This window comes from Limnothrix sp. FACHB-1083 (assembly GCF_014696485.1).
Classification (GTDB): Bacteria; Cyanobacteriota; Cyanobacteriia; order CACIAM-69d; family CACIAM-69d; genus CACIAM-69d.
In genome coordinates, this window is sequence record NZ_JACJQD010000002.1 from 230,941 (window position 1) to 250,752 (window position 19,812).

At 55.8% G+C, this 19,812-nt stretch carries 19 protein-coding genes; 7 read left to right on the forward strand and 12 right to left on the reverse strand.

Annotated elements, in window-relative coordinates; genetic code table 11:
* The first annotated feature begins 100 nt into the window (after positions 1–100).
* The 4 genes from pstC (at position 101) to H6F46_RS02970 (ending at position 3,831) form a co-directional block, all read left to right on the forward strand.
* On the forward strand, positions 101–1,027 hold the full coding sequence (gene pstC / locus H6F46_RS02955) for a phosphate ABC transporter permease subunit PstC (RefSeq protein ID WP_099532366.1): 927 nt from the start codon (positions 101–103) through the stop codon (positions 1,025–1,027).
* The gene (gene pstA / locus H6F46_RS02960; RefSeq protein WP_099532365.1) at positions 1,027–1,968 is read left to right on the forward strand and encodes a phosphate ABC transporter permease PstA; all 942 of its coding nucleotides are present in this window, start codon (positions 1,027–1,029) and stop codon (positions 1,966–1,968) included. The genes pstC and pstA overlap by 1 nt, the downstream gene beginning before the upstream one ends.
* A 17-nt stretch (positions 1,969–1,985) precedes the next feature.
* Positions 1,986–2,765, forward strand: coding sequence for a phosphate ABC transporter ATP-binding protein PstB (gene pstB, locus H6F46_RS02965; RefSeq protein ID WP_099532364.1), 780 nt, complete (start codon positions 1,986–1,988; stop codon positions 2,763–2,765).
* Between the two features lie 139 nt (positions 2,766–2,904).
* Positions 2,905–3,831 carry a hypothetical protein gene (locus H6F46_RS02970; protein WP_190353488.1) on the forward strand — a complete coding sequence of 309 codons (927 nt, stop codon included), beginning with the start codon at positions 2,905–2,907 and terminating at the stop codon, positions 3,829–3,831.
* A gap of 53 nt (positions 3,832–3,884) precedes the next feature.
* Here the strand turns inward: H6F46_RS02970 and H6F46_RS02975 are convergent, their stop codons facing one another.
* From H6F46_RS02975 to H6F46_RS03000, 6 genes are all read right to left on the reverse strand, one after another.
* Positions 3,885–4,829: an anti-sigma factor gene (locus H6F46_RS02975; RefSeq protein ID WP_190353489.1), complete on the reverse strand. Its 945-nt coding sequence runs from the start codon at positions 4,827–4,829 to the stop codon at positions 3,885–3,887.
* Positions 4,830–4,833: 4 nt separating this feature from the next.
* Positions 4,834–5,469 carry a sigma-70 family RNA polymerase sigma factor gene (locus H6F46_RS02980; RefSeq protein WP_190353490.1) on the reverse strand — a complete coding sequence of 212 codons (636 nt, stop codon included), beginning with the start codon at positions 5,467–5,469 and terminating at the stop codon, positions 4,834–4,836.
* Positions 5,470–5,793: 324 nt separating this feature from the next.
* Entirely contained in the window at positions 5,794–6,510 is a 717-nt protein-coding gene (locus H6F46_RS02985) for a CHRD domain-containing protein (RefSeq protein WP_190353491.1), read from the reverse strand.
* Positions 6,511–6,864: 354 nt separating this feature from the next.
* A complete protein-coding gene (locus H6F46_RS02990) occupies positions 6,865–7,272 on the reverse strand; it encodes a peptide chain release factor 1 (RefSeq protein ID WP_190353492.1) in 408 nt (135 codons plus the stop codon).
* Between the two features lie 21 nt (positions 7,273–7,293).
* A complete protein-coding gene (queF, locus tag H6F46_RS02995) occupies positions 7,294–7,707 on the reverse strand; it encodes a preQ(1) synthase (protein WP_099534845.1) in 414 nt (137 codons plus the stop codon).
* Entirely contained in the window at positions 7,688–7,855 is a 168-nt protein-coding gene (locus H6F46_RS03000) for a hypothetical protein (RefSeq protein ID WP_190353493.1), read from the reverse strand. The genes queF and H6F46_RS03000 overlap by 20 nt, the downstream gene beginning before the upstream one ends.
* An 88-nt stretch (positions 7,856–7,943) precedes the next feature.
* On the opposite strand from H6F46_RS03000, the gene H6F46_RS03005 reads away from it, so the two are divergent.
* The gene (locus tag H6F46_RS03005) at positions 7,944–8,639 is read left to right on the forward strand and encodes a septum formation initiator family protein (RefSeq protein WP_190353494.1); all 696 of its coding nucleotides are present in this window, start codon (positions 7,944–7,946) and stop codon (positions 8,637–8,639) included.
* A 26-nt stretch (positions 8,640–8,665) separates the two neighbouring features.
* Here H6F46_RS03005 and ispF read toward each other — a convergent pair whose 3' ends face one another.
* On the reverse strand, positions 8,666–9,148 hold the full coding sequence (gene ispF, locus H6F46_RS03010; RefSeq protein WP_190353495.1) for a 2-C-methyl-D-erythritol 2,4-cyclodiphosphate synthase: 483 nt from the start codon (positions 9,146–9,148) through the stop codon (positions 8,666–8,668).
* A gap of 94 nt (positions 9,149–9,242) precedes the next feature.
* Positions 9,243–10,901: a DUF2079 domain-containing protein gene (locus H6F46_RS03015; RefSeq protein WP_190353496.1), complete on the reverse strand. Its 1,659-nt coding sequence runs from the start codon at positions 10,899–10,901 to the stop codon at positions 9,243–9,245.
* 365 nt (positions 10,902–11,266) lie between these two features.
* Here H6F46_RS03015 and psaK point away from each other — a divergent pair, with 365 nt between their 5' ends.
* On the forward strand, positions 11,267–11,533 hold the full coding sequence (gene psaK / locus H6F46_RS03020; RefSeq protein WP_099534849.1) for a photosystem I reaction center subunit PsaK: 267 nt from the start codon (positions 11,267–11,269) through the stop codon (positions 11,531–11,533).
* Positions 11,534–12,022: 489 nt separating this feature from the next.
* Here psaK and H6F46_RS03025 read toward each other — a convergent pair whose 3' ends face one another.
* The gene (locus H6F46_RS03025) at positions 12,023–13,831 is read right to left on the reverse strand and encodes a hypothetical protein (protein WP_190353497.1); all 1,809 of its coding nucleotides are present in this window, start codon (positions 13,829–13,831) and stop codon (positions 12,023–12,025) included.
* Between the two features lie 441 nt (positions 13,832–14,272).
* Between H6F46_RS03025 and H6F46_RS03030 the strand changes: the two genes are divergently transcribed.
* Entirely contained in the window at positions 14,273–16,849 is a 2,577-nt protein-coding gene (locus H6F46_RS03030; RefSeq protein WP_190353498.1) for an ATP-binding cassette domain-containing protein, read from the forward strand.
* Positions 16,850–16,918: 69 nt separating this feature from the next.
* Here H6F46_RS03030 and H6F46_RS03035 read toward each other — a convergent pair whose 3' ends face one another.
* The 3 genes from H6F46_RS03035 to H6F46_RS03045 all read right to left on the reverse strand — a co-directional run bounded on the left by H6F46_RS03035 (position 16,919) and on the right by H6F46_RS03045 (position 19,638).
* Positions 16,919–17,875, reverse strand: a complete 957-nt coding sequence (locus H6F46_RS03035; protein ID WP_190353499.1) for a glycosyltransferase family A protein — start codon at positions 17,873–17,875, stop codon at positions 16,919–16,921.
* 74 nt (positions 17,876–17,949) lie between these two features.
* Positions 17,950–18,156, reverse strand: a complete 207-nt coding sequence (locus H6F46_RS03040; protein ID WP_190353500.1) for a hypothetical protein — start codon at positions 18,154–18,156, stop codon at positions 17,950–17,952.
* A 273-nt stretch (positions 18,157–18,429) separates the two neighbouring features.
* Positions 18,430–19,638, reverse strand: a complete 1,209-nt coding sequence (locus tag H6F46_RS03045) for an RNA-guided endonuclease TnpB family protein (RefSeq protein WP_190353501.1) — start codon at positions 19,636–19,638, stop codon at positions 18,430–18,432.
* Positions 19,639–19,812: the final 174 nt, after the last annotated feature.

Below are 19,812 nucleotides of genomic sequence, written 5' to 3' on the forward strand. Positions count from 1 at the left end.
TGGCCCAGCGCTTGAGCCGATCGAGCTGATCAAACCGAGTGAACTGGGGCAAGCGGTCTGCCGATGGGGTCGATCGCTTGCTCCTTTGATATCAAGACCTATGGCTTTGCGAGACTCAACTCCCCTCAACCCTTGGCGGCGATCGCGCGATCGACAGCGCTGGACTGAACGGGCGATCGAACTGTTGCTATTGCTGGCGGCCCTCTCTTCGATCGCCACCCTGCTCGGCATTCTTTACGTTTTGGTGGGTGAATCCCTACAGTTTTTTCAGCAAGTTTCCCTTTGGGAATTCATTACTGAAACCCGCTGGACACCGCTGTTTGGCGATCCCAAATATGGCATTTGGCCGCTGCTGTCCGGAACCTTAACGACCACCTTTGTGGCTTTGCTCATTGCCATTCCCTTCGGCACTGCGATCGCCATTTATTCCAGTGAATTTGCACCCGCCACGGTGCGCGAAATTCTAAAACCACTGCTGGAATTATTAGCCGGTGTGCCCAGCGTTGTTTATGGCTACTTTGCTTTATTGGTGGTCACGCCCCTATTGCAACAGGTGCTTCCTTGGCTCCCCGGTTTCAACATGATCAGCGCGGGCGCAGTCATGGGATTAGCCATTATTCCGCTGGTGAGTTCCATCAGTGAAGATGCCATGCAAGCCGTGCCCAATACCCTGCGCGAGGGATCCTATGCCATGGGGGCAACCAAGCTACAAACGGCATTGAAAGTGGTGTTTCCGTCAGCTATTTCCGGGATTATGTCCGCCTATATTTTGGGCACATCCCGCGCCTTGGGGGAAACGATGATCGTGACAATCGCGGCGGGGTTGCAACCCACCCTCACCTTCAATCCCTTTGAGCAAGCTGCCACCATCACGGCCTACATTGTGCAGGTCAGCATGGGCGATTTGCCCCACGGCACTTTGCAATATCAAACCATTTTTGCCGCAGGATTAACGCTGGTTCTTTTAACCCTTGTCCTGAACATTATTGGTCACTTACTGACAAAACGTTATCGTGAGCGTTACTGATGTTAGCTGCCAAGTTTTCAGACCTCATTACACCCCAACTGGGTCACCAACTCCATCAACGCAAGCTGCTGAATCTGGGCTTTATGGTGATGGGTTTGGTGGCAATTATGGTGGCATTGTTCACCCTGGCAGCCTTGATTATTCATATGGCCATGAGTGGCTGGCCAAGGCTCAGTACCTGGGAATTTTTCACGGCTTTTGCCAGCCGCCGCCCAGAACGCGCCGGTATTTTAGCCGCTTGGGTTGGCAGTTTGTTAGTGATTTCGGTGACTGCCATTGTGGCAGTGCCGATCGGGGTAGCAGCGGGCATTTATTTGGAAGAATATGCTCGCAAAAATTGGCTGTCAGAATTGATTGAGATAAACGTCACCAACTTGGCTGGAGTTCCTTCCATTATTTATGGACTCTTGGCCTTGGGTGTGTTTGTTTATGAATTCAAGTTTGGACGCAGTGTTTTAACGGCTGGTTGCACGCTGGCACTGTTGATTTTGCCGATCGTAATTGTGACCACGCGAGAGTCCTTGCGATCGATTCCGCAAATGATTCGCGAGGCAGCCTATGCGGTGGGAGCCACCCAATGGCAAGTGATTTGGCATCATGTTTTGCCCTACTCGATCGGGGGCATTTTGACGGGAACGATCATTGGTTTGTCGCGGGCGATTGGTGAAACCTCTAGCTTGATCACAATTGGTGCTTTAACCTTCATTGCCTTTTTGCCCGAGTCTCCTTTTCAAGGCAAGCCACCTTTTGTGTCCTGGGAATGGTTGAATTCTCCCTTCACCGTGATGCCAATTCAAATGTTCAATTGGGTTTCTCGGCCCAATCCTGAATTTCAGGTTAACGCGGCAGCGGCAGGCACAGTGTTAATGACCATGACTTTGCTGATGAATGGCCTTGCAATTTATCTCCGCTATCGTCTGCGTCAAGGAATCAAATGGTAACCAGCAGTTCACAGACTATGCAGCGACTTGATAGCCAATTTCCCATTAAAGCTGAAGTGCGATCGCTTGATTTCTACTACGGCCAGTCCCAGGTGCTGAAAGATATCAACCTTGCGATTCCCGATCGGCAAATTACGGCCCTCATGGGGCCTTCGGGGTGCGGTAAAACAACCTTATTGCGGTGTTTTAACCGAATGCATGATCTATATCCTAACAATCGCTATCGGGGCGAAATTCTCTTAGATCAACGACACAATATTCTCAGTCCCACCATTGACCCGATCGAGGTGCGGATGCGAATTGGGATGGTTTTTCAGAAACCGAACCCTTTCCCAAAATCGGTTTATGAAAATGTAGCCTACGGTTTACGGGTTCAGGGTCGCACTCAGCGATCGGACTTGGATGAAAAGGTGGAAGCGGCCCTCAAATCCGCCGCCCTTTGGCATGAGGTGAAAGATCGCCTAAAAGAGCCGGCTTTTAATCTTTCTGGTGGTCAACAACAGCGACTTTGCATTGCTCGCGCCCTCGTAACCAACCCCGATTTAGTGTTATTTGACGAGCCAACCTCTGCGTTGGATCCAATGTCCACGGCCCATATTGAAGAATTAATGCGGCAACTGAAAGCCCAAGTCACGATCTTGATTGTGACCCACAGTTTACAGCAGGCGGCGCGATTTTCAGACTATGCCGCTTTTATGTATTTGGGAAAACTTGTGGAATTTCAAAAAACGACAAAGCTGTTTGCTGAACCACAAGATCCACTGACCCAATCCTATTTATCGGGCAGTGTTGGCTAAAGAATTTTTAGATTTTTAGCATTCATTGCTGAACTGTTAATTAGCGTCGCTTTTGATTTTGGCTTTGCTTTTGATTTTGGCTTTGACTTTGATTGCTATTTAGACCGGTTGCCATTACTCACTTGGACGATCGCCTCCCATGGGTTCTTCACCAATGCTGAACTTTAAACTTGATTCCCTACCCTGGGCTGCCAACCAGTGGAAACAGATTCAGCGATCGATTCCCTATTTGCTGAACCTGTGCAATCGACCATTGCTGTTTGTGGCAATCGGGTTGCATGTGGCGGTGTTGATGTTGCCCACACCCGATCGCACTGAAACCGAAAAACAGCCCCCCAAGGAAGTGATTAAGGTTTCCCAATTGAGCGCCGCCCCCCCAAAACCGAAGCCTCAAAAACCCAAAAACGCCAAGCCCAAGCCCCCAAAACCGAAGCCCCAAAAGCCCAAAGCCACGCCCCCCAGGCGATCGACCGCGTTGGTAGCCACGCCGCCCAAACCCAAACCCCAGCCCACGGAACCAGCCAAACCCACCCCCACCGCAAAGCCCGAACCCACCCCTAAGCCCGATCCCCAAGGCGAAGATCCCTTAGCCAATACGCCGCCGGTCAACACGCCCCCCGTGAATCAGGCGGGCGGCGACAGCACCGGCAGCGGCAAGGGATTGGTGGATGAATTAAGCAAAGAAATCCTGGCTAAATTGCTGGAAAGTGGTACGAATGATGAGGCCACGCTTCAGGAATTTATGGTCAGTATTCCTGAAACTATTCCTGAGGGAATTTATGGGGATTTTGTGGGAGCCGATGGCCAAATTTTGGTCGATCGCGGGGCCTTTGCCTCGTTGGCGATTCCTCAAATGTCCGCCAATGCTGCTTATTTGGATTACATTGAGCCAACCCTGTCGCAAAAACTGGGATTTGAAGTCACGGAAATGGATCCCAACTACGGTGGATCCAAATTGTTCATGGCTAAAAATACCGGTGGGATTACTTTCTTTTTCAGTTTGGTGAAGCTGACCAATAGCAGTGGCGCTTTTATGGTGCTTTGGAAAACGGATCCGAGAACCTAGGAAAATCTGGGCTGAAGTTTCAGATCACTGAAGGCTAGATCAGCGGCACTTGATTAAAGACGTTCAATCAAAATGGGCGGTGACTGGTGGCGTTGGGGCGCTTTGGCATCTTCAACCGAAATGGCCAACGCCTTGACATATTCAAGATCTAAAAAAGCCTTCGGCAACACTAAATTTTGAACCCGATCGCTCGGTTGATTCACCGAAAACACATGGGTCAAGATGGCATTTTTATGATCCGTTGTGAATGGAGCCTGGGGATCCACCACCGTCCAGAGCACATAGACCTTGCCCGGCGCGAGGGGCGGCAATTGATCCACTCGCAAACGACCGACCATCCGGGACGGATCAACCTCGATCGCCACCGCTGCGTTGGTTCGGCCAGCAGGCGATTCCTGATTGGCGGTGCGCAACACCACCACGATCGGGCGGCCGGGCGCTTGGGCCTGTTGGGTTTGCAACGATCGCCACAACCACCAATTACTCGCCGCCAAGGCCGCAATGATCGCCGCCGCCGCCCAACCGGCCCGTTGGGCCCAACGAGGCAGTTGCTGGACTTCTGCCCACCAGGTCGATCGGGTCGATCGGGTGAAGGGGGGCGATGGTAAAGCCGACTCCGACGCGGCGGACAATGCCAATGGCTCCGGTGGTGCAGAGTCCAGCGATCGAGCCGCTGGGTCAGCTTCCGCCAAAATGCGCGATCGCAAGGCAGCAGCAGGCTGCACGGGCGCAGGTAAGTTCACCAAGTCCCAACTGGTTTGCAGTTCTTGCAAGGTTTGTTGAATCGCCGCCTCATCCCACCGTTGGGCCAGGGCGGCCGCCTCATCCGAATCCAAATCATTCAACACATAGCCCGCCAACAACCAATCCACCTCGATCGGCTCGATCGGCTCCAGGGCGAGATCGGTTGCGTCAGCATTGGTCAACGGCTCGACGGGGGCTGGCTCGGGCACGGGGTTGGAGCCGTCGGAATTGGGGGGAAGGATGGGAGAACTCATGGGGCTAGGCATCCTCCACAGCGGGCTGCAAGGTTTGGCGCAGCTTCAACAATCCCCGTCGGGCCCAAGCTTTGACCGTTCCGAGGGGAAGACCAAGGCGCTCAGCAATGGCCGACTGGCTCAGGCCGTCGCTGTAGGCTAACTGCAAAACTTGGCGCTGATTTTCAGACAGTTGGGCCAGGGCCGCACGCACCTGGGCCGCCGTCTCGGCTTGATCGAGCGACTCCGCCAACAGATCCGGCGGTTGAGCGATGGCCTGTTGTTGTTCCGTTTGCCAAGTTTCCAAGGAAGCCCGCGCCCGGCGTTGGGCCCGCAGCCGATCGAGGCCGCGCGATCGCGTCAAAATTGCCAAAAATGTGCGCAAGGATCCCCGATCGGGGTCATAGGCACTGCGCCCAAGTTGCAAAAAGATTTCCTGAGTTAAATCTTCCGCATCTTGCACATTACCCAACAATCGCAGGGCGATCGCATAGACCACCCCCACATGGCGATCGTAGAGCTGCCCCAAGGCGGCCCGCTCCCCCCGTCGCAGCGCCTGCCAGAGAACCGCATCACTCGGCTCGGGCGGGCCCACAACTCGGCTTTTTTCCTCCGCTGCCCAATCTGGGCCGGAGCCAAGCTCAGGGGATTGGGCATCCATAGGCAATGGCGGTGGATCTGGCTGTCTTGATACCGGCAATCCTGAGCCTCTGAGGGCTGGGGCCACGGGCGAAGCATCGGTCTGCGTAATGCTGTTGGCATTCTCCCCGCCACAGGCAGCTCGAGAATTGCAAACCCACAGACTGAAGCCACGAACCTCGCGGCCAATTGCAGCCTAGCACGCTCCAAAAGCGCGGAGTTTCAGACCCTAACTTTCTGCAATTTCCCGCTGCACTCTAGCCAGCGGCCGGCTCCCCGTCGATTGATCACGGGGAGTCCGTCAACCCCAAAGCTGAGCGCCTCCGTGCTTCAGTCAAGGGAGAAGCTAAAGCGGCTTCAACACGGCCCGCAGCTCGCCACCACGGTTTTTAGTGGTGTGCAAATCCACATAGAGCATCCCTTTGCTCAACGCATCCAACTGTTCCACCGTGAGCATGTAGTCACCCATGGCGCTGCCCAGCAAGCCACTGTCATCGGTCATCACTTGCAGGGCGTATTGGAAAGGGCCATTTTCGGTGGCCATGCCTCGGTGAATGTGAAAGGCGGAGGTGATGTTTGGGTTCGGGGGGCTAACGGGATCCGTAACGTAGTTGCGCAGGGGGCTGGATAGCTCCCGAAAACTGCCCCGCACCACCAAGCGGTTACCCGACAGGACGGCTCCCACGGTTCCCCAAGCGCCGCTGTTGGCTCGCACGGGCACTGTTTCGGCGGTGCTCATTTTGGCCACAAAGGTTTTTAGCTCGCTGGTTTTGGCTCCGCTGGCCAACAGGGTTGCCTTGGCTGCTTGCAGATTTTGATGCACGGCGCGATCGAGCAAATTTGCTGGCTGCATCGGGCCAAACTGGCTCGCTTCCACGAGCATAGGGCGATCGCCCGCCCAGGCCGCCCCTGGGCCACCCACTGGAGCCAGGGCAAAACCGTGAAATACAACGGTTAACAAACCACTAAGCACAAACAGCAGGGCCGATCGCACCCACAATCGCCAGCGAACGGCAGAAACAGCACCTTGGGCAACAGGACGGGGCAATGGATTATGGCGCATGAAAGATCATCCTGAAATCAAAATCGGGTTTGAGACCTCGGGGCGATCGCGCAGAAGCAAGGCCGGTTGCACTAAAGGCCGGTTGTACTGAAAGTTGCACAAAAATATTGCGCGCCTATGGCACGCCTATGGCACACCAGGCCCATTGGCCAACAGGCTGCACTGAGATCAGCCACCCTGCGCGATCGCTCGATTGGAGTACGTCACCCGATCGCGTTTTGGATGCAGTTTTTTAGAAATTTAGAAATTGGGATTCTAGAAATCTAGAAATTTAGATTTTGGAAATTGGGATTTTAGAAATTTAGAAATTGGGATTTTAGAAATCTAGAAATCTTGGAAAGCTGGCAATCTGGCTCAACGCCAGTGGGCCCGGCCCCGCCAAAACACACCGACTAAAATCGCCATCACCATCAGCTCGCTGAAGGAAATCAGCAACACCGGCAACGGCAACAAACTCAAAAGACCCAGCTCGCCCCCCACACAAGCCACCAACGTCCACAGGCTGCCCCCATTGAGTCGCACTTGCGGAAACAGCCGCTCGGCACAATGCACCGCCAAGGCTCCCACACCCAGCCCGATCGCCAGGATTAAAAAAATAGACCAGGATCCCAACCCCATCAGCCCCGCCGCGAGGGGCGGCCAGGCTTCGGCCAGGACAATTACGCCTTGGTCGATCGCCATGGCCAGGGCGAGGCTGAGGGCCGCCGCACCGGCCATGGATCCCCAGGGTTGTTGGGTAATTTGTCGCCAAGGTTGGCTCACGCGATCGACTCCGAAATTGGGCTAGGCTTGGGCGGGTTTTTGGTGGCGCACTTCCACCACGGTGTGGACATTGCCACGGGGGTTAAAATCACCGACGATCGTCGCTTCCAACGGATCAGCGGCTGCCACAAAGTCGTCCAAAATTTGGTTAATGGATTCCTCGTGGGAAATGTAGCGATCGCGGTAGCTGTTGATATAGAGCTTGATCGCCTTCAGTTCCACAACTTTTTGATCGGGCACATAGTCGATCGAAATTTTGGCAAAGTCGGGATAGCCGGAAAAGGGGCATTTGCAAGTAAATTCCGGCAAGCTAATTTGCACATGATAGATCCGACCCGGCCGCGGATTGGGGAAGGTGATCAATTGCCCTTCTTCGATTTGGCGCTCACCGTATTTCACGGGTTCGTGGGCGGTGTCAGCGGTGGCTTGGCTCATGACTGTGGCTCTGTGAGGTTGCGAGACTGGAGAATAGTTTACAAAACTTGATGGACTGACTCCAGCCAACTAGCCCCATTTCGGCCACGGGCGATCGGCCGCGCGATCGCCCCAGCCCGATCGGGAAATCCACATCGCGCCAGTCCACAACCCAGATTGGGCAGTCGATCCTGAGGGCGATCGTTGATAATGGCCGGGAGTCTTTGCCGTTATTCAACGTTGGGTTGAGTTGAGCTATGGATAGCAACGTTTCGCCGAAGTCCCTTGTGTCATCCGGGCCAAGCGGTTCCCAAGGCACAATTCCCGTGGCGGTTTATCGCCAATTGGCTTCGGAGCTGCAAGCTACCCGCGCCATGTTGGAAGCGGTGCAAAAGCACAATGCCCAACTGACCCAACAGCGCGATCGCCTGCGATCGGACTTGGATGCCTTGGCGGAAGCCGTGGCCACCCTGCGGGCCAACGCCACGCCCCAGGATGCCCCGCGCCCCTTAGATCCCAATCCCTTGAGTGTTGCGCCCAGCGCCCCGATCGCCCCGCCACCGCCGATGGCCGCCAGGCCGCCCCAGCCCGCCTTGGCCCCCAACGCCCCGATTGCGGGAGATCCGTTCCAGCAAGCGGCCGTGAGCGATTGGAACGCCTTGCCAGACTTGGAACCCATGGCAGAGTTCTATGGAGCCGCCAACGAACCGCAATCGACCCGGCTGGGAGGCTTGGGCAACTTTGGGCGATCGACCCCCAACGGCGGCTCCGGCGAGTCCAGCTCTGGCATTTGGCCCATTTTGGCGATCGCCCTGATTGCCATGACGGCCTTTGGCATTAGCTTTGCCCTGGTGCGGCCGATCATGGACAGCAAGCAAAAACCCTTCCAGCCAGCCCAACCCCAAATTCAGCCCAACCCCAGCCCCAACGCAGTGCCCGCCAACCCTCGCTAGTCGTCACCACCGGCCTCAAACATCCCCTAAGCCACGGTCTCCAAGAGCGCCACGGCATAGGCACAGATGCCCTCCTCGCGTCCCGTGGGGCCCAATTTTTCGTTGGTGGTGGCCTTCACGCCAACGCGATCGGGTTCAATGCCCAAAACTTCCGCAAGGCGCGATCGGATGGCGTTGATGTGGGGTTTCAGTTTGGGCCGTTCCGCCACCACCACCGAGTCAATGTTGCTGACCTGCCAACCCCGATCGCGCAAAAGCTGGTTCACCTGCGCCAGAAGTTTCAGGCTGTCTGCCCCTTTCCATTGGGGATCCGTGGGCGGAAAGTAGTGACCAATATCGCCCAAGCTGAGGGCCCCCAACATCGCATCCATAATTGCGTGGGTCAGCACATCCGCATCGCTGTGGCCTTCTAATCCCAACTCGTGATCGATTTTGATGCCGCCCAAGATCAAGTCCCGATCGGGCCCCAGGCGATGAATGTCATAGCCATTGCCAATCCGAATTGCCATCGTTTTTCCTCCTGTATTTGCATCCCCAATTCAGCCACTGTTGAGCATGTCTGAACAGCCCAAATTGATCTGCTTGATTCTGCTTAATTTGCCTCTAGGATTGGGTGGGCTGAATCAGCGGCAATAGCTCCGATCGCCGTTGATTCCAAGCAGCCAAAGCCGCCGGATTCGAAGGGGTATTGAGCTTCAGCAAAACTACCCCATCTTCTACCATTTGCACCCCGTATTGGCCTTGGGCCAACGTGCGATCGACTAAGGGAACAAACTCCCGCAATTCCCCCCGTTCCTTGCTGAAGGCCACCTGATAGCGGGCTAAATGCCAAGTATCCGCCACCAAATAATCAGCGAAATAAATCTGTTGATCATCACGGCGAATTTCCGTCCAAGGGAGGCGAATAATCGCTCGGCGGCTGGAAAGGGGCGGAACCAAATAGGTCGTGGCCGCAATGCTCGCATCTTCAGGAATTTGGGCCAAAACCTTGCGCACATGGCCCACATGGCTCCACTGTTCCGGCAGCGACACATAAACCCAAGGCTGCACCGAATCGGGAATCAGAAAATATAAAGCTCGATGGGGATTGGAGGTGAAGGAAAACAGCAGCGAGAGGGCAATGCAAGCGGCCCAAAACCGCCGAAATTTCGGTTGTTTGAATCGATCGCCATGGGACTTCCACCACAAAATCGCCCCATAGAACATCCCCGGCACGATCGTGATCGCGTAGCGAATATTAATGGACAGGGCCGATTCCCCTTGCTGCAAGAAAATTTTCAGCAACCCGAACCCAGAAATAATCCAACTGGCGGGAGACAAGGCCGGCACAAAAGCCAAAGGCAACCAGTGACCCGCCAAATATTTCAATGTTTCAAAGGGCGGATTCACCAGCTCCCAAACCAACAGCCAAGGCTGGGTCAACATGGCTTTCAAAATGTCGATCGAGGAAGCCTCCTCTTCTCCCACATATTGCCCAAAGCGCTCGATCATGAATCGCTTGGAAATATCTGGCGAAAAGAAGGGCATGAATACATTGGTACAAGTCACCACATACAGAAACGACAGGGTGCAAAGTCCCAATCCTTGGGATGGGAACCGGCGACTCAAGACCATGTAAGCCCCAATGCCAAATAACCCAATCCCTTGATCTTCACGCACCAATAGGCTGAGGCCTGCCACCAGCCAAAACAGCCACCAAATCCGCTTTTCCATGGCCAACAAAATGGTGAAGAAAAAGAGCGGAATTTGGCACAGATCGTGAAAGTTGGAAAAGGTGGGGCCAATGACGGCGTTGGCCGCATAGTAGCCCGTGACAATCCAAGCGGAAACGGGGCCACTGAGGTGTTGCCGAGCCAGGGCATACAGCACAAAGCCAGCGGCGGTAATTAGCCCCACTTGCAAAAACACCAGGGTGACTGCTTGGGAATGGAGGGCATAAATTGGCAGCCACAGGAGCAAGGCGGGGGTGAAGTGTTGCCCCAAACGGCGATAGAACACTTCGGCGGCTTGCCCATCTTGTTTGACGGCGCTGGAGAGGGAGGAAGAGAGAGAACTCTCGAACCAGCGCCCGTGCAGGTTATTCCAAAAAACTTGGTTAAAGATGCCCTGATCGTAGGAGGCGTAGAGGGTGAAGTAGCGGTGCAAACCCAGGATCAGGGTCACTGCGCCGAACAGGGCGGCCACGATGCAAACATGGCGCAGATTGGGGCGATCGCGCAGGGTATTGCGCCCGAGGGTGAACCATTGGTTAACGACTTGCATGGTCGATCGCGCCTTGAGCCGGTTGATGGGGAACTGAAGCGAATGGGGAATCCGGGGGCTATTGTGCCACGCGGGGTTGTCCTTCGTGGGAATCCGAGGGCCAAACCGGTCTGGGGCGAGTCTGGGGGCGGGCGATCGGGCAATCTTAGGCGATCTCGGGCGATCGGTTGGATCTGGGGGATCAGAACAGGGGATCGGAAGATTGCGAATCTTCCGCAGGGCCGCTGAAGGGGCCGCTTCAAGAATTGCTGGAACTCTTCAAAGAAACGTTAAATCTTGCAAACAAACTCCACCGTTCCCCAAGGTTTCGGTTCAAGATAGCCTCAAATTTGCTGTGTTTCGGGCGTTTCACCCCTTCAGAATCTATGCTGAACGTTTCCTTGTCCTTGCTGGCGGCTGTCCCCACGACTCTCGAATGGAGTCCGAAGGTGGGTGCGGTGATGATTGCTTGCAATGTGCTGGCGATCGCCATCGGCAAATACTCGATTAAGTATCCCAGTGCGGCTCCGGCCCTGCCCTCGCCCGCTTTGTTTGGGGGGATGGGTTTCCCGGCCCTGCTGGCCACCACGAGCTTTGGCCACATTCTTGGGTTAGGGACGATCCTGGGCTTGTCCTATCTGGGTGCGCTGTAAGGGGCGATCGCCCGATCTTGAAACTACCTGGTCATTCAGGGTGCATCGAACTCACCCAGGTTTTGGCAAGGCGCGTGTCCAAAGGAGACCTGCAATTTCGCAAGACTCGGGCCGCAATGTGCTAAAAGTTGGTGTGCCAAAAATAGTTTCCACTCCTCGCACCGCCATCGTCTAGCAATCGTTTGTGTGCCGATCGGGTAGGGTTGCGTTTTGAATTCCAAAGCGACTCCTCTAATCCAAAGCTTCTTCAGAACTGATTGATAACGAATGGTTGACGCGCCAAACTTCGGGACAGCATCCCCCGAGTTTGGCGCATTTTTTTGGGCTGGCCAGGGCGATCGACTAAGCATTCACCAAGCATTCGCTGCAAGAGTCCCAGGAGCCACAGGATCCTTGGGTGCAAGGGGTTTAAACCCCTTGTTTGGCGGGTGGGTGCTCTGGTGGGTGGGTGCTCTGGTGGGTGGGTGCTCGGGGCAGAAGGACGAAGGATTAGTGGGTGAGGCGATCGATCACGGCCGGCAGCCATTGGCCGGGAATGCTGGAGAGGGCGCGGCTTTGGCCCTCCAGGCCCAGATGTTGATAGATGGCGCGAATGGTGGCGATCACCCCGCTGAGGGCCCGATCGCGCAGGGGAGGCTGATCCCCATGGGCGGTCAGAATTTGCACGTAGGTCGCGAGGGCCCGATCGAGCTGGACTGCCCGATCGCTCACCGTCAGGGGCAAGTAGGAATCGATGCCCAACTGTAAGTAAATCCAGGCCAACTGGCTGGCGGCGGCGGCGCGATCGAACCCAACGGGAATGGTGGGGTCAATGGTCAGGGCTTGGGCATAGGCCTGGGCGGCCCGTTGCCAGCAGTCTCGCCGCCGTTGGGGATCCAGCGGTTGTAGTTGCCGCCCCAGTTGCCAATAGGTTGTGCCCAGGTTGTTTTGGGTGGCCGCATAGGCAGCGGGGCGATCGGCCGGGCTGCGATAGGGCAAGGCCGCTTCAAAGGCGCTGGCGGCCAGCAGCAGCCATTGTTCTTGGGTATCCACTTGGGCCAGGTTTAGGTAGGCGGTTCCCAAATTCGCCTGCACCGTGCCATAGAGCAAGTCGGGTGGCAGACGCTCATCACCGGGATGCGATCGCCCGGCGGCCGGTTCGGCCCCCGGTTGTTCTGCATAGTCCGCCAAAGCCGCTCGGTAACTGTCGATCGCTCCTTGCAACCGGGTCACCGAGTCGCCATAGCGGGCCCAACTCCAAAGGGCCGTGCCCAAATTATTGCGGGCCGCCACTCGCCAAGCCCGATCGCCACCGGAGCCATCCCCGATCGCCGCTCGGTAGGCCAGCACCGCCCGCTCCCAAGCCCAGGCCGGATCGCCCCAGCGCACCCAATCGCCATAAACTCCGCCCAGATCGTAGTAAAGCGATCGGAGGGCGGCCGGCTCTCCGTGAGTTTTCACCCAGTCGATCGCCCGTTGATAGCATTGGGCCGCCGTTTCCAAGCTGGCCCGGGCCACCTCCGCCGCCACTCCCTTGGCCGCAGCCTTGGCGCGGGCCGCCGTGGCTTCCATCACCCACCGCTCCCAAATCGTCGGCGCGGGCGGACAGGGCGGCACAATCGGCTTGGCTCCTTCGTTGGGTCGGGGCAACACCGTCAGGGTCGGCCGTCCCCGATCGCGCCCAACCCAGGATGCTGCCCGATCAGCTCCCGACAAGGGATTCAGCAACACCGCTGGCTGGCCTTCAAACTCAAACGTGCCCGTGCAACAGGCCCAAAACTGGGGAGCCGATTCCCGAATCGTGTATAGCCAAGGTCGGGGAACCCACAACAACAGACTCAAATTTCCATGGGCCCAATTGCTGGCCAAGGCTTCCAATTCCGCTAAAAATTGCCGTTGCAGCCGGGCCGCTTGCCGGGTCAGTTGTTCCACCCCCAACAGTTGCACCGTGGTTTCGGAAAGGGACTCGATCGCCCCCGCCAGGGTGGGTTGATGGGGTTCCAGGCGCAAAGTGGTTAACTGCGGCGCGGGCAACTCCTGGGCCAACCGTCCCGCCAGTCGATCGCGCAGGGGCAAATCATCACAAACCACCAAAAACACCTGCCGCCGCAACCCCAACCCCAAGGACAGCCGCAACCGTTGATATAGCTCTTGGTTCCAACTGCCGGCCGCGGCGGAACGGGCGATCGAACGGCTGGCCCGAGGGCGATCGGTCAAATTCTGGCTCGATCGACGGGCAGACCGAGCAACCCCCGGTACTTCCAGCAAGGACGAACCGGAACCGGCAAAACTTGACAGGATAGGCAGCAAAGTGGGCATGGCCAGCGTCCAGAAGCACGAGCGTAATCTCCTCTTCAGGACAGGGTGCGCCGCTTCGGGATTTCCAAGGGCGATCGCCCGCCGATCGCCATTCAATTGCCGTTCAATAGAAAATATTGGCGAAAATTGGTAAAAATTGGCGAAAACCGATTGGCGCGTTAGCCATAGCCCCTGAACATTTCGCGATACTTTGATCGCAGGACTCGATCGCAGGACTCGATCGCCCCGCTTTCCTGTTCCGCTGCCCCAAGCAGTTCATACAGAAACGCTGGCCTCCAATGGGGCCTCCCGAATTCTGCATTTTCTGTCACGATTTCAACAGAGCACCCCGAGGAAGCCGCCAGGAAGCCGCAGCAAAGTAATCACCGTTTGAGCACTGTCTAGCCCCTGTTCAATTCCTGTTCAATTTCTGTTCAATCGCTGTTGATTGGCCCCCTTGGCATGAAACTTTCGCCCAGCAACCGTTTACTGTTTGCCATTGCCCTTCGCAATTGGCTTTGGATTCTTGGGACGGTGATTCTGAGTTTCTGGAGCGGCATCTTTAACGGTGTCAGCATTGCCCTCCTGGTTCCGGGCATCCTGGCTTTTTTGGGTCGCAAAATTGACCTCGGAGCCGATGCCCCAGAACTGGTGCGCAACCTCCTTTCCACCTTTGATGCCTTGCCCGAAGAGCAGCGGGGTGCTGCCATGGTGGCCACCATCGTGGGAGCCATTTTGATTAAAAACATCCTGGCTTTTTTGAGCACTGCCGTTGGGGGGCACTTGTCCCGGGCCCTGGTCAATGACGGCACATTTCAAGGAATTCGGATGCTCCTAGGGGTGGGCTTGGATTTTTATAGCCGCACCAAAGCTGGCGATTTAATTCAACGCCTTGGCTCGGAAATGAGCGGAGCCGTGGGCACAATCAACACCGTGGTGCAAATTGTGGCCACCATGGTCACCTTGCTCACCTTCATTGGTTTATTGGTGGCTATTTCCTGGCAACTCACGATTATTTCCAGTATTTTTGCCCTATTGGTGGTGCTTAGTAACCAACGATTTGCCAAAAAACTCAAGGAATATGGCAAACGGGGGGTGCAGCTCAGTCGGCTTTATACCAGTCAGCTTTTGGAGGCGATCGGGGGGATTCGGTTAATCAAGGCCACCAGCAGCGAGGATTTGGAATATAACCGCTTAACGGGCACATTGCTGAAGCGGCAACGGGTGGATTTACATTCCCAAACCTTCAGCTCTTTTGTGGCTTCGGTCAATGAATTTTTGGTGGTGGCTTCGTTGCTCTCGATCGTCTGGATTGGGCGATTTGTATTTCCCGGATCCCTCGAAGCCTATGCGGCCATTCTATTAACTTACCTATTCTTAATTTCGCGGGTTTTTGCCTTTGTCACCACCCTCGGGAAGGCACTCAATAACTTAGCCCTTTGCTCGGCGGCGGTGGATGCCATGGTGCGTTTTTTAAGCCGCCAAGGCAAACATTTTGTGCCCGATGGAGCAGTGCCCTTCCCCGGTCTGCGGCAAGAAATTCGGTTTGAAAATGTGTCCTTTGCTTACCCCAGCCGCGACAAAAGCCGGGTGCTCGATCGGGTCAGTTTGCGCATTCCTCGGGGGACAACCCTGGCCCTGGTTGGCTCCTCAGGGGCCGGCAAGTCCACCCTGGCGGATTTGATGATTCGGTTTTATGACCCCACGGGCGGCCGGATCACGATCGATGGTCAGGATTTGCGCACGTTTTCCCTCCGCAGTTTGCACCAGTCCATGGGCATCGTCAGTCAAGACACCTTTTTGTTTAACGACACGGTGCGGGCCAATATTGCCTATGGCTGCGAGGAGTTAACAGACAAGGCGGTAATGGAAGCGGCCAGGCGGGCCAATGCCTATGACTTCATCATGGATTTGCCGGAGCAGTTTGAAACCATGCTGGGCGATCGAGGGGTGCGCCTGTCTGGGGGCCAACAGCAGCGAATTGCGATCGCCCGGGCCCTGTTGCGCAACCCCGATATTTTGATTTTGGATGAGGCCACCAGCGCCCTGGATACGGTCTCGGAGCGCCAGGTACAACAGGCCATTAACGAATTAAGCCGCGATCGCACCACGATCGTGATTGCTCACCGCCTATCCACGGTGCAAAATGCCGACCAAATCGCCGTGCTCGATAAGGGGCAGGTGGTGGAAGTGGGAACCCATGCGGAGTTGCTGAGCAAGCGAGGTTACTATGCTCGCCTTTACGCGGTGCAGTTTTCCGAAAGCGCCACGAAAACCCCCGTGCGCTGCGACAACGCCATGGAAAAACTGGTGATGGAGGAAACCATTTCCCAGTTGGGGGCACTGGAAGCGGAGGGGGTGAAGATTACCTTCGATCCGGGCAGTGTGATGGCTTGGGCCCTGAACCGGTTGCCGTCGCTCTATGCGGCCACCCAAGAGGGGGCTGCGTTTCAGCGCTATGTGGCGGAAGATGTGTGGCGATCGACGGTCAGCGATCGGGTGGCGGAGGCGATCGAACAAGTCCAGCAATCCCATTGGGAAGATGAGCGGCATCCACTGATTGAACAAATTCGGATGCGATCGGTGGTGTTGGTGGAGCGGTTGTCCTACGAGGGACGGTTGCGGTTGAATGCGGTGATTGGCACGTTGGCGCTGTTGGCGGATGGGTTGGTGGAGTCGCCCCAGGAGGAATATGAATCCTTGAAGGAGGCCTACCGAGCCACTATGCAATTGCTGGCCACGCTGGAGTTGTTGGAGGATGCCACCGGGGGGCTGGAGTTCAAACCCCGATCGGGCAAAAAGGGCGATCGCGATGAGGCACAAACCTCCATTTCCCGCGCGGTTTATCCGCAGGTGAAACAGTTGGCGGAAATGCTGGAAATTTTGGCCAGCGAGTTGATTGATGAATTACTGCCCGATCAGTCCATTTCCCAACAGGCCAATCGTCAAAATGACTATCGCGCGGCCTACGATGTGTCGATTTCGCTGCTCGATCGACTGGCGGCCATTGAAACCCGCGCCACACCCTTAACTGCTTAGGTGCAGAAAGTTGTTGAGTATTACGAGTTGGGTATCACGGATTTTGATCAGTTTTTGATCAGCTTCTGATCAGCCGAATTTGGACGCACCCGATCGCGACCACAGGCGATCGAACCGCGTTGGCCCCAACAGAATCGTGAGGCCAATCTTGCCGCTGAGGATTGCCAAAAATCGCCATTCTCGCCACAGGTGCGGCCCAAACCACAGGGCCAACAACAGCAACCGAGCCGATCGCCACCCACGCCCCCGATCGCGCGGCCCCGCCGTCAGCGCTTTGCAGGCTAATCCTTTATAAAACCGCGATCGCGCCGATCGCCCCAAAGCCGAAGACCTTGGCCCCGTCTGGGCCAAATGGCGCTCTAACACCGCATTACAGGCCCGCTCCAACCGCCGCAGATTGGCCGAGGATGATCGATCCGAAACCCGGTAGCGCACTTGGGCCTCGGGAATCAGCACAAATTCACCCAACCCAGCCAAGCGCAACCACAAGTCCCAGTCTTCCGCCGGAATGAGTTCCGTTTGGAAGCCCCCCACCTGCTCCAGGGCCGATCGACGAATCAGGGGATTGGAGCCATTTTCAATGAAATTATTCAGCAACAGGGCGGTGAACACCTGGCCCTGATGGCGATCGCGAAAGCCCGGGTGACGCAGTTGGTTGTCATCATCCACATAGTCCGTCCAACTGTAGGCCAACACAGCGGCCGGGTTGTCTTCCAAGGCAGCCACCCGATCGGCCAAGGCCGTTGCCGTCCACCAATCATCCGCATCCAAAAAGGCAATCAGGGATCCCCGCGCCGCCACCAAGCCACAATTCCGGGCGATCGCCTGACCTCCATTGGGTTGGCGCAACACCCGAATTCGCGGATCGGCCGTTTGCAGGGCAATCTCCCCCGTCTGATCCGTGGAGCCATCATCCACCACGATTGCTTCCCAATCTGTCCAAGTCTGCGATCGCAAGGCGGCGAGGGTTTCGGGCAAAGTAGCCGCCGCGTTATAGGCCGGAATGATGACTGAAACCTTAGGCATGTTCTACCCACACCAGGCAGCGACTCAGAAATTTCAGAAATTTCTGAAATTCCAGAGATTAACGTTATGGGCAATTATGGGCGATCGCTCCATTCCGCAAAATCTATAGTCATAGCCTGTTCAAAGTTCAAGACTGGGGCGGTTGGGAACTGGTCGATCGGCAGATCGGTTAACGAGATTGTTGACGGCGTTATTGATGGCGGCCCACCGTTGATCATGCCGGGGCCGTGGTCAGTACTCCACAGTGCAGACCACGATCGCACGGTCGGGGCCGTCGTCATCAGCGCTGTCTTAACATCCTCTCCAGCTTAAGCGGTGTCAAAGTTTCCAACCCTAATTGCCGCAATTCGTGCAGGTACAGTTCGCACCGCAGGTACAGGAACCGGAACCACCGCAACCACAGCCTGAGGCATAGGCAGCGGTCGGCGCGATCACGGTCAAAGCAGCAGCCACAGCACCCACAATCTTGATCGTGCGGCGACCTTTAGACGATTGCGATGTCGAAGTCTGTTGATTGACATCCTCCCCGTCCTAAAGGAGCGGGGATTCCGGCCCTAGGCAAACAACCGAAGTTGCTCGACTAGACCACGGGTTGACGCTTCATCGGCTGCTACCAGCGAGCTGGATTTACGCTGGCCTCCACGTCCGTTTTGAGTCTCGGACTGCCCGCCCGCGACTTTGATATTGATGGCGGCATTCACATCGCGATCATGTACCGCACCACAGTGCATACACACCCACTCGCGTACATCAAGGGGTTTCTTTCCACCCAATTGGCCACAAAATGAACACCGCTGACTGGTCGGCTCCCATCGGCTGATCACTTGGAAATCCCGCCCGTAGCGAATTGCCTTTCCCTCGATCATTTGGCGGAAGCTGTACCAGCCAGCATCAGAAATTGCCCGCGCCAACTTGCGATTTTTCACCATGCCCGACACATTCAAATCTTCCAGAATGATCGCTTGGTTCTCGCGAACGATTCGGGTCGATAACTTGTGTAGGAAGTCGGTTCGGTGATCCTTGATGCGGGCGTGAATTCGGGCCACCTTACGGCGGGCGCGGTTACGTCGGTTGCTGCCCTTAACCTTGCGGCTGAGGGATTTTTGAGCGCGGCGCAATCGCTTCAGGGATTTAGCCAACGGCTTGGGACTCAGCACCTTTTCACCTGTGGACAGAGTGGCGAAGGTTGTTAATCCCAGGTCGATACCAACCCCATCGTTGACGGCTTTCAGGGCGATCAGATCCACTTCACAGACAAACGACGCGAAGTAGTGATCGGCCGCATCCTTGATGATCGTCACTGATGATGGATCCGATGGCAGATCCCGCGACCACTTGACTCGAACACAACCGATCTTGGCTAAGTAAACCGAGTTGGGTTTAACCGAAAACCCATTGGTCGTGAATCGAATGGATTGAGTTGAGTGTTTCTTTTTGAACTTCGGAAACCCAATCTTGCGACCTTTGCGCTCACCCTTCAAGCTTTTGAAGAAATTACGAAAAGCCAGATGGGCATCTTGCAAGGATTGAACTAACGGTACAGATGCAACTTCCGATAGCCATTCACGTTCAACGGTTAGCTTGGCTTGGGTAATCACCCGTTTCTGAATTTCAGTATCGCTAACTTTCTCCCCTTGCCGATAGAGGTCTTGACGCAACCGAATTGCATCGTTGTAGACCACACGAGCGCAACCGAACGTCTTCGCCAGCATTAATCTTTGCAGGCGATTGGGATAAATTCGGTAGCGAAATCGTGCTTTCATAACTAACATTATAAGCGGGGTTGATCGAACAAGCAGCCCTAGAAGGGCGGGGCTTGTACCCTTTATTTTGGTCATGGATTTGTTCTCCTGCTTGCACAAGGGCAAGTTTGACTAACAGCTCAACTCCATTTTCTCCAGTGAGCTATAGAGTCAAGAAGCGGCGTGATCGGGTAG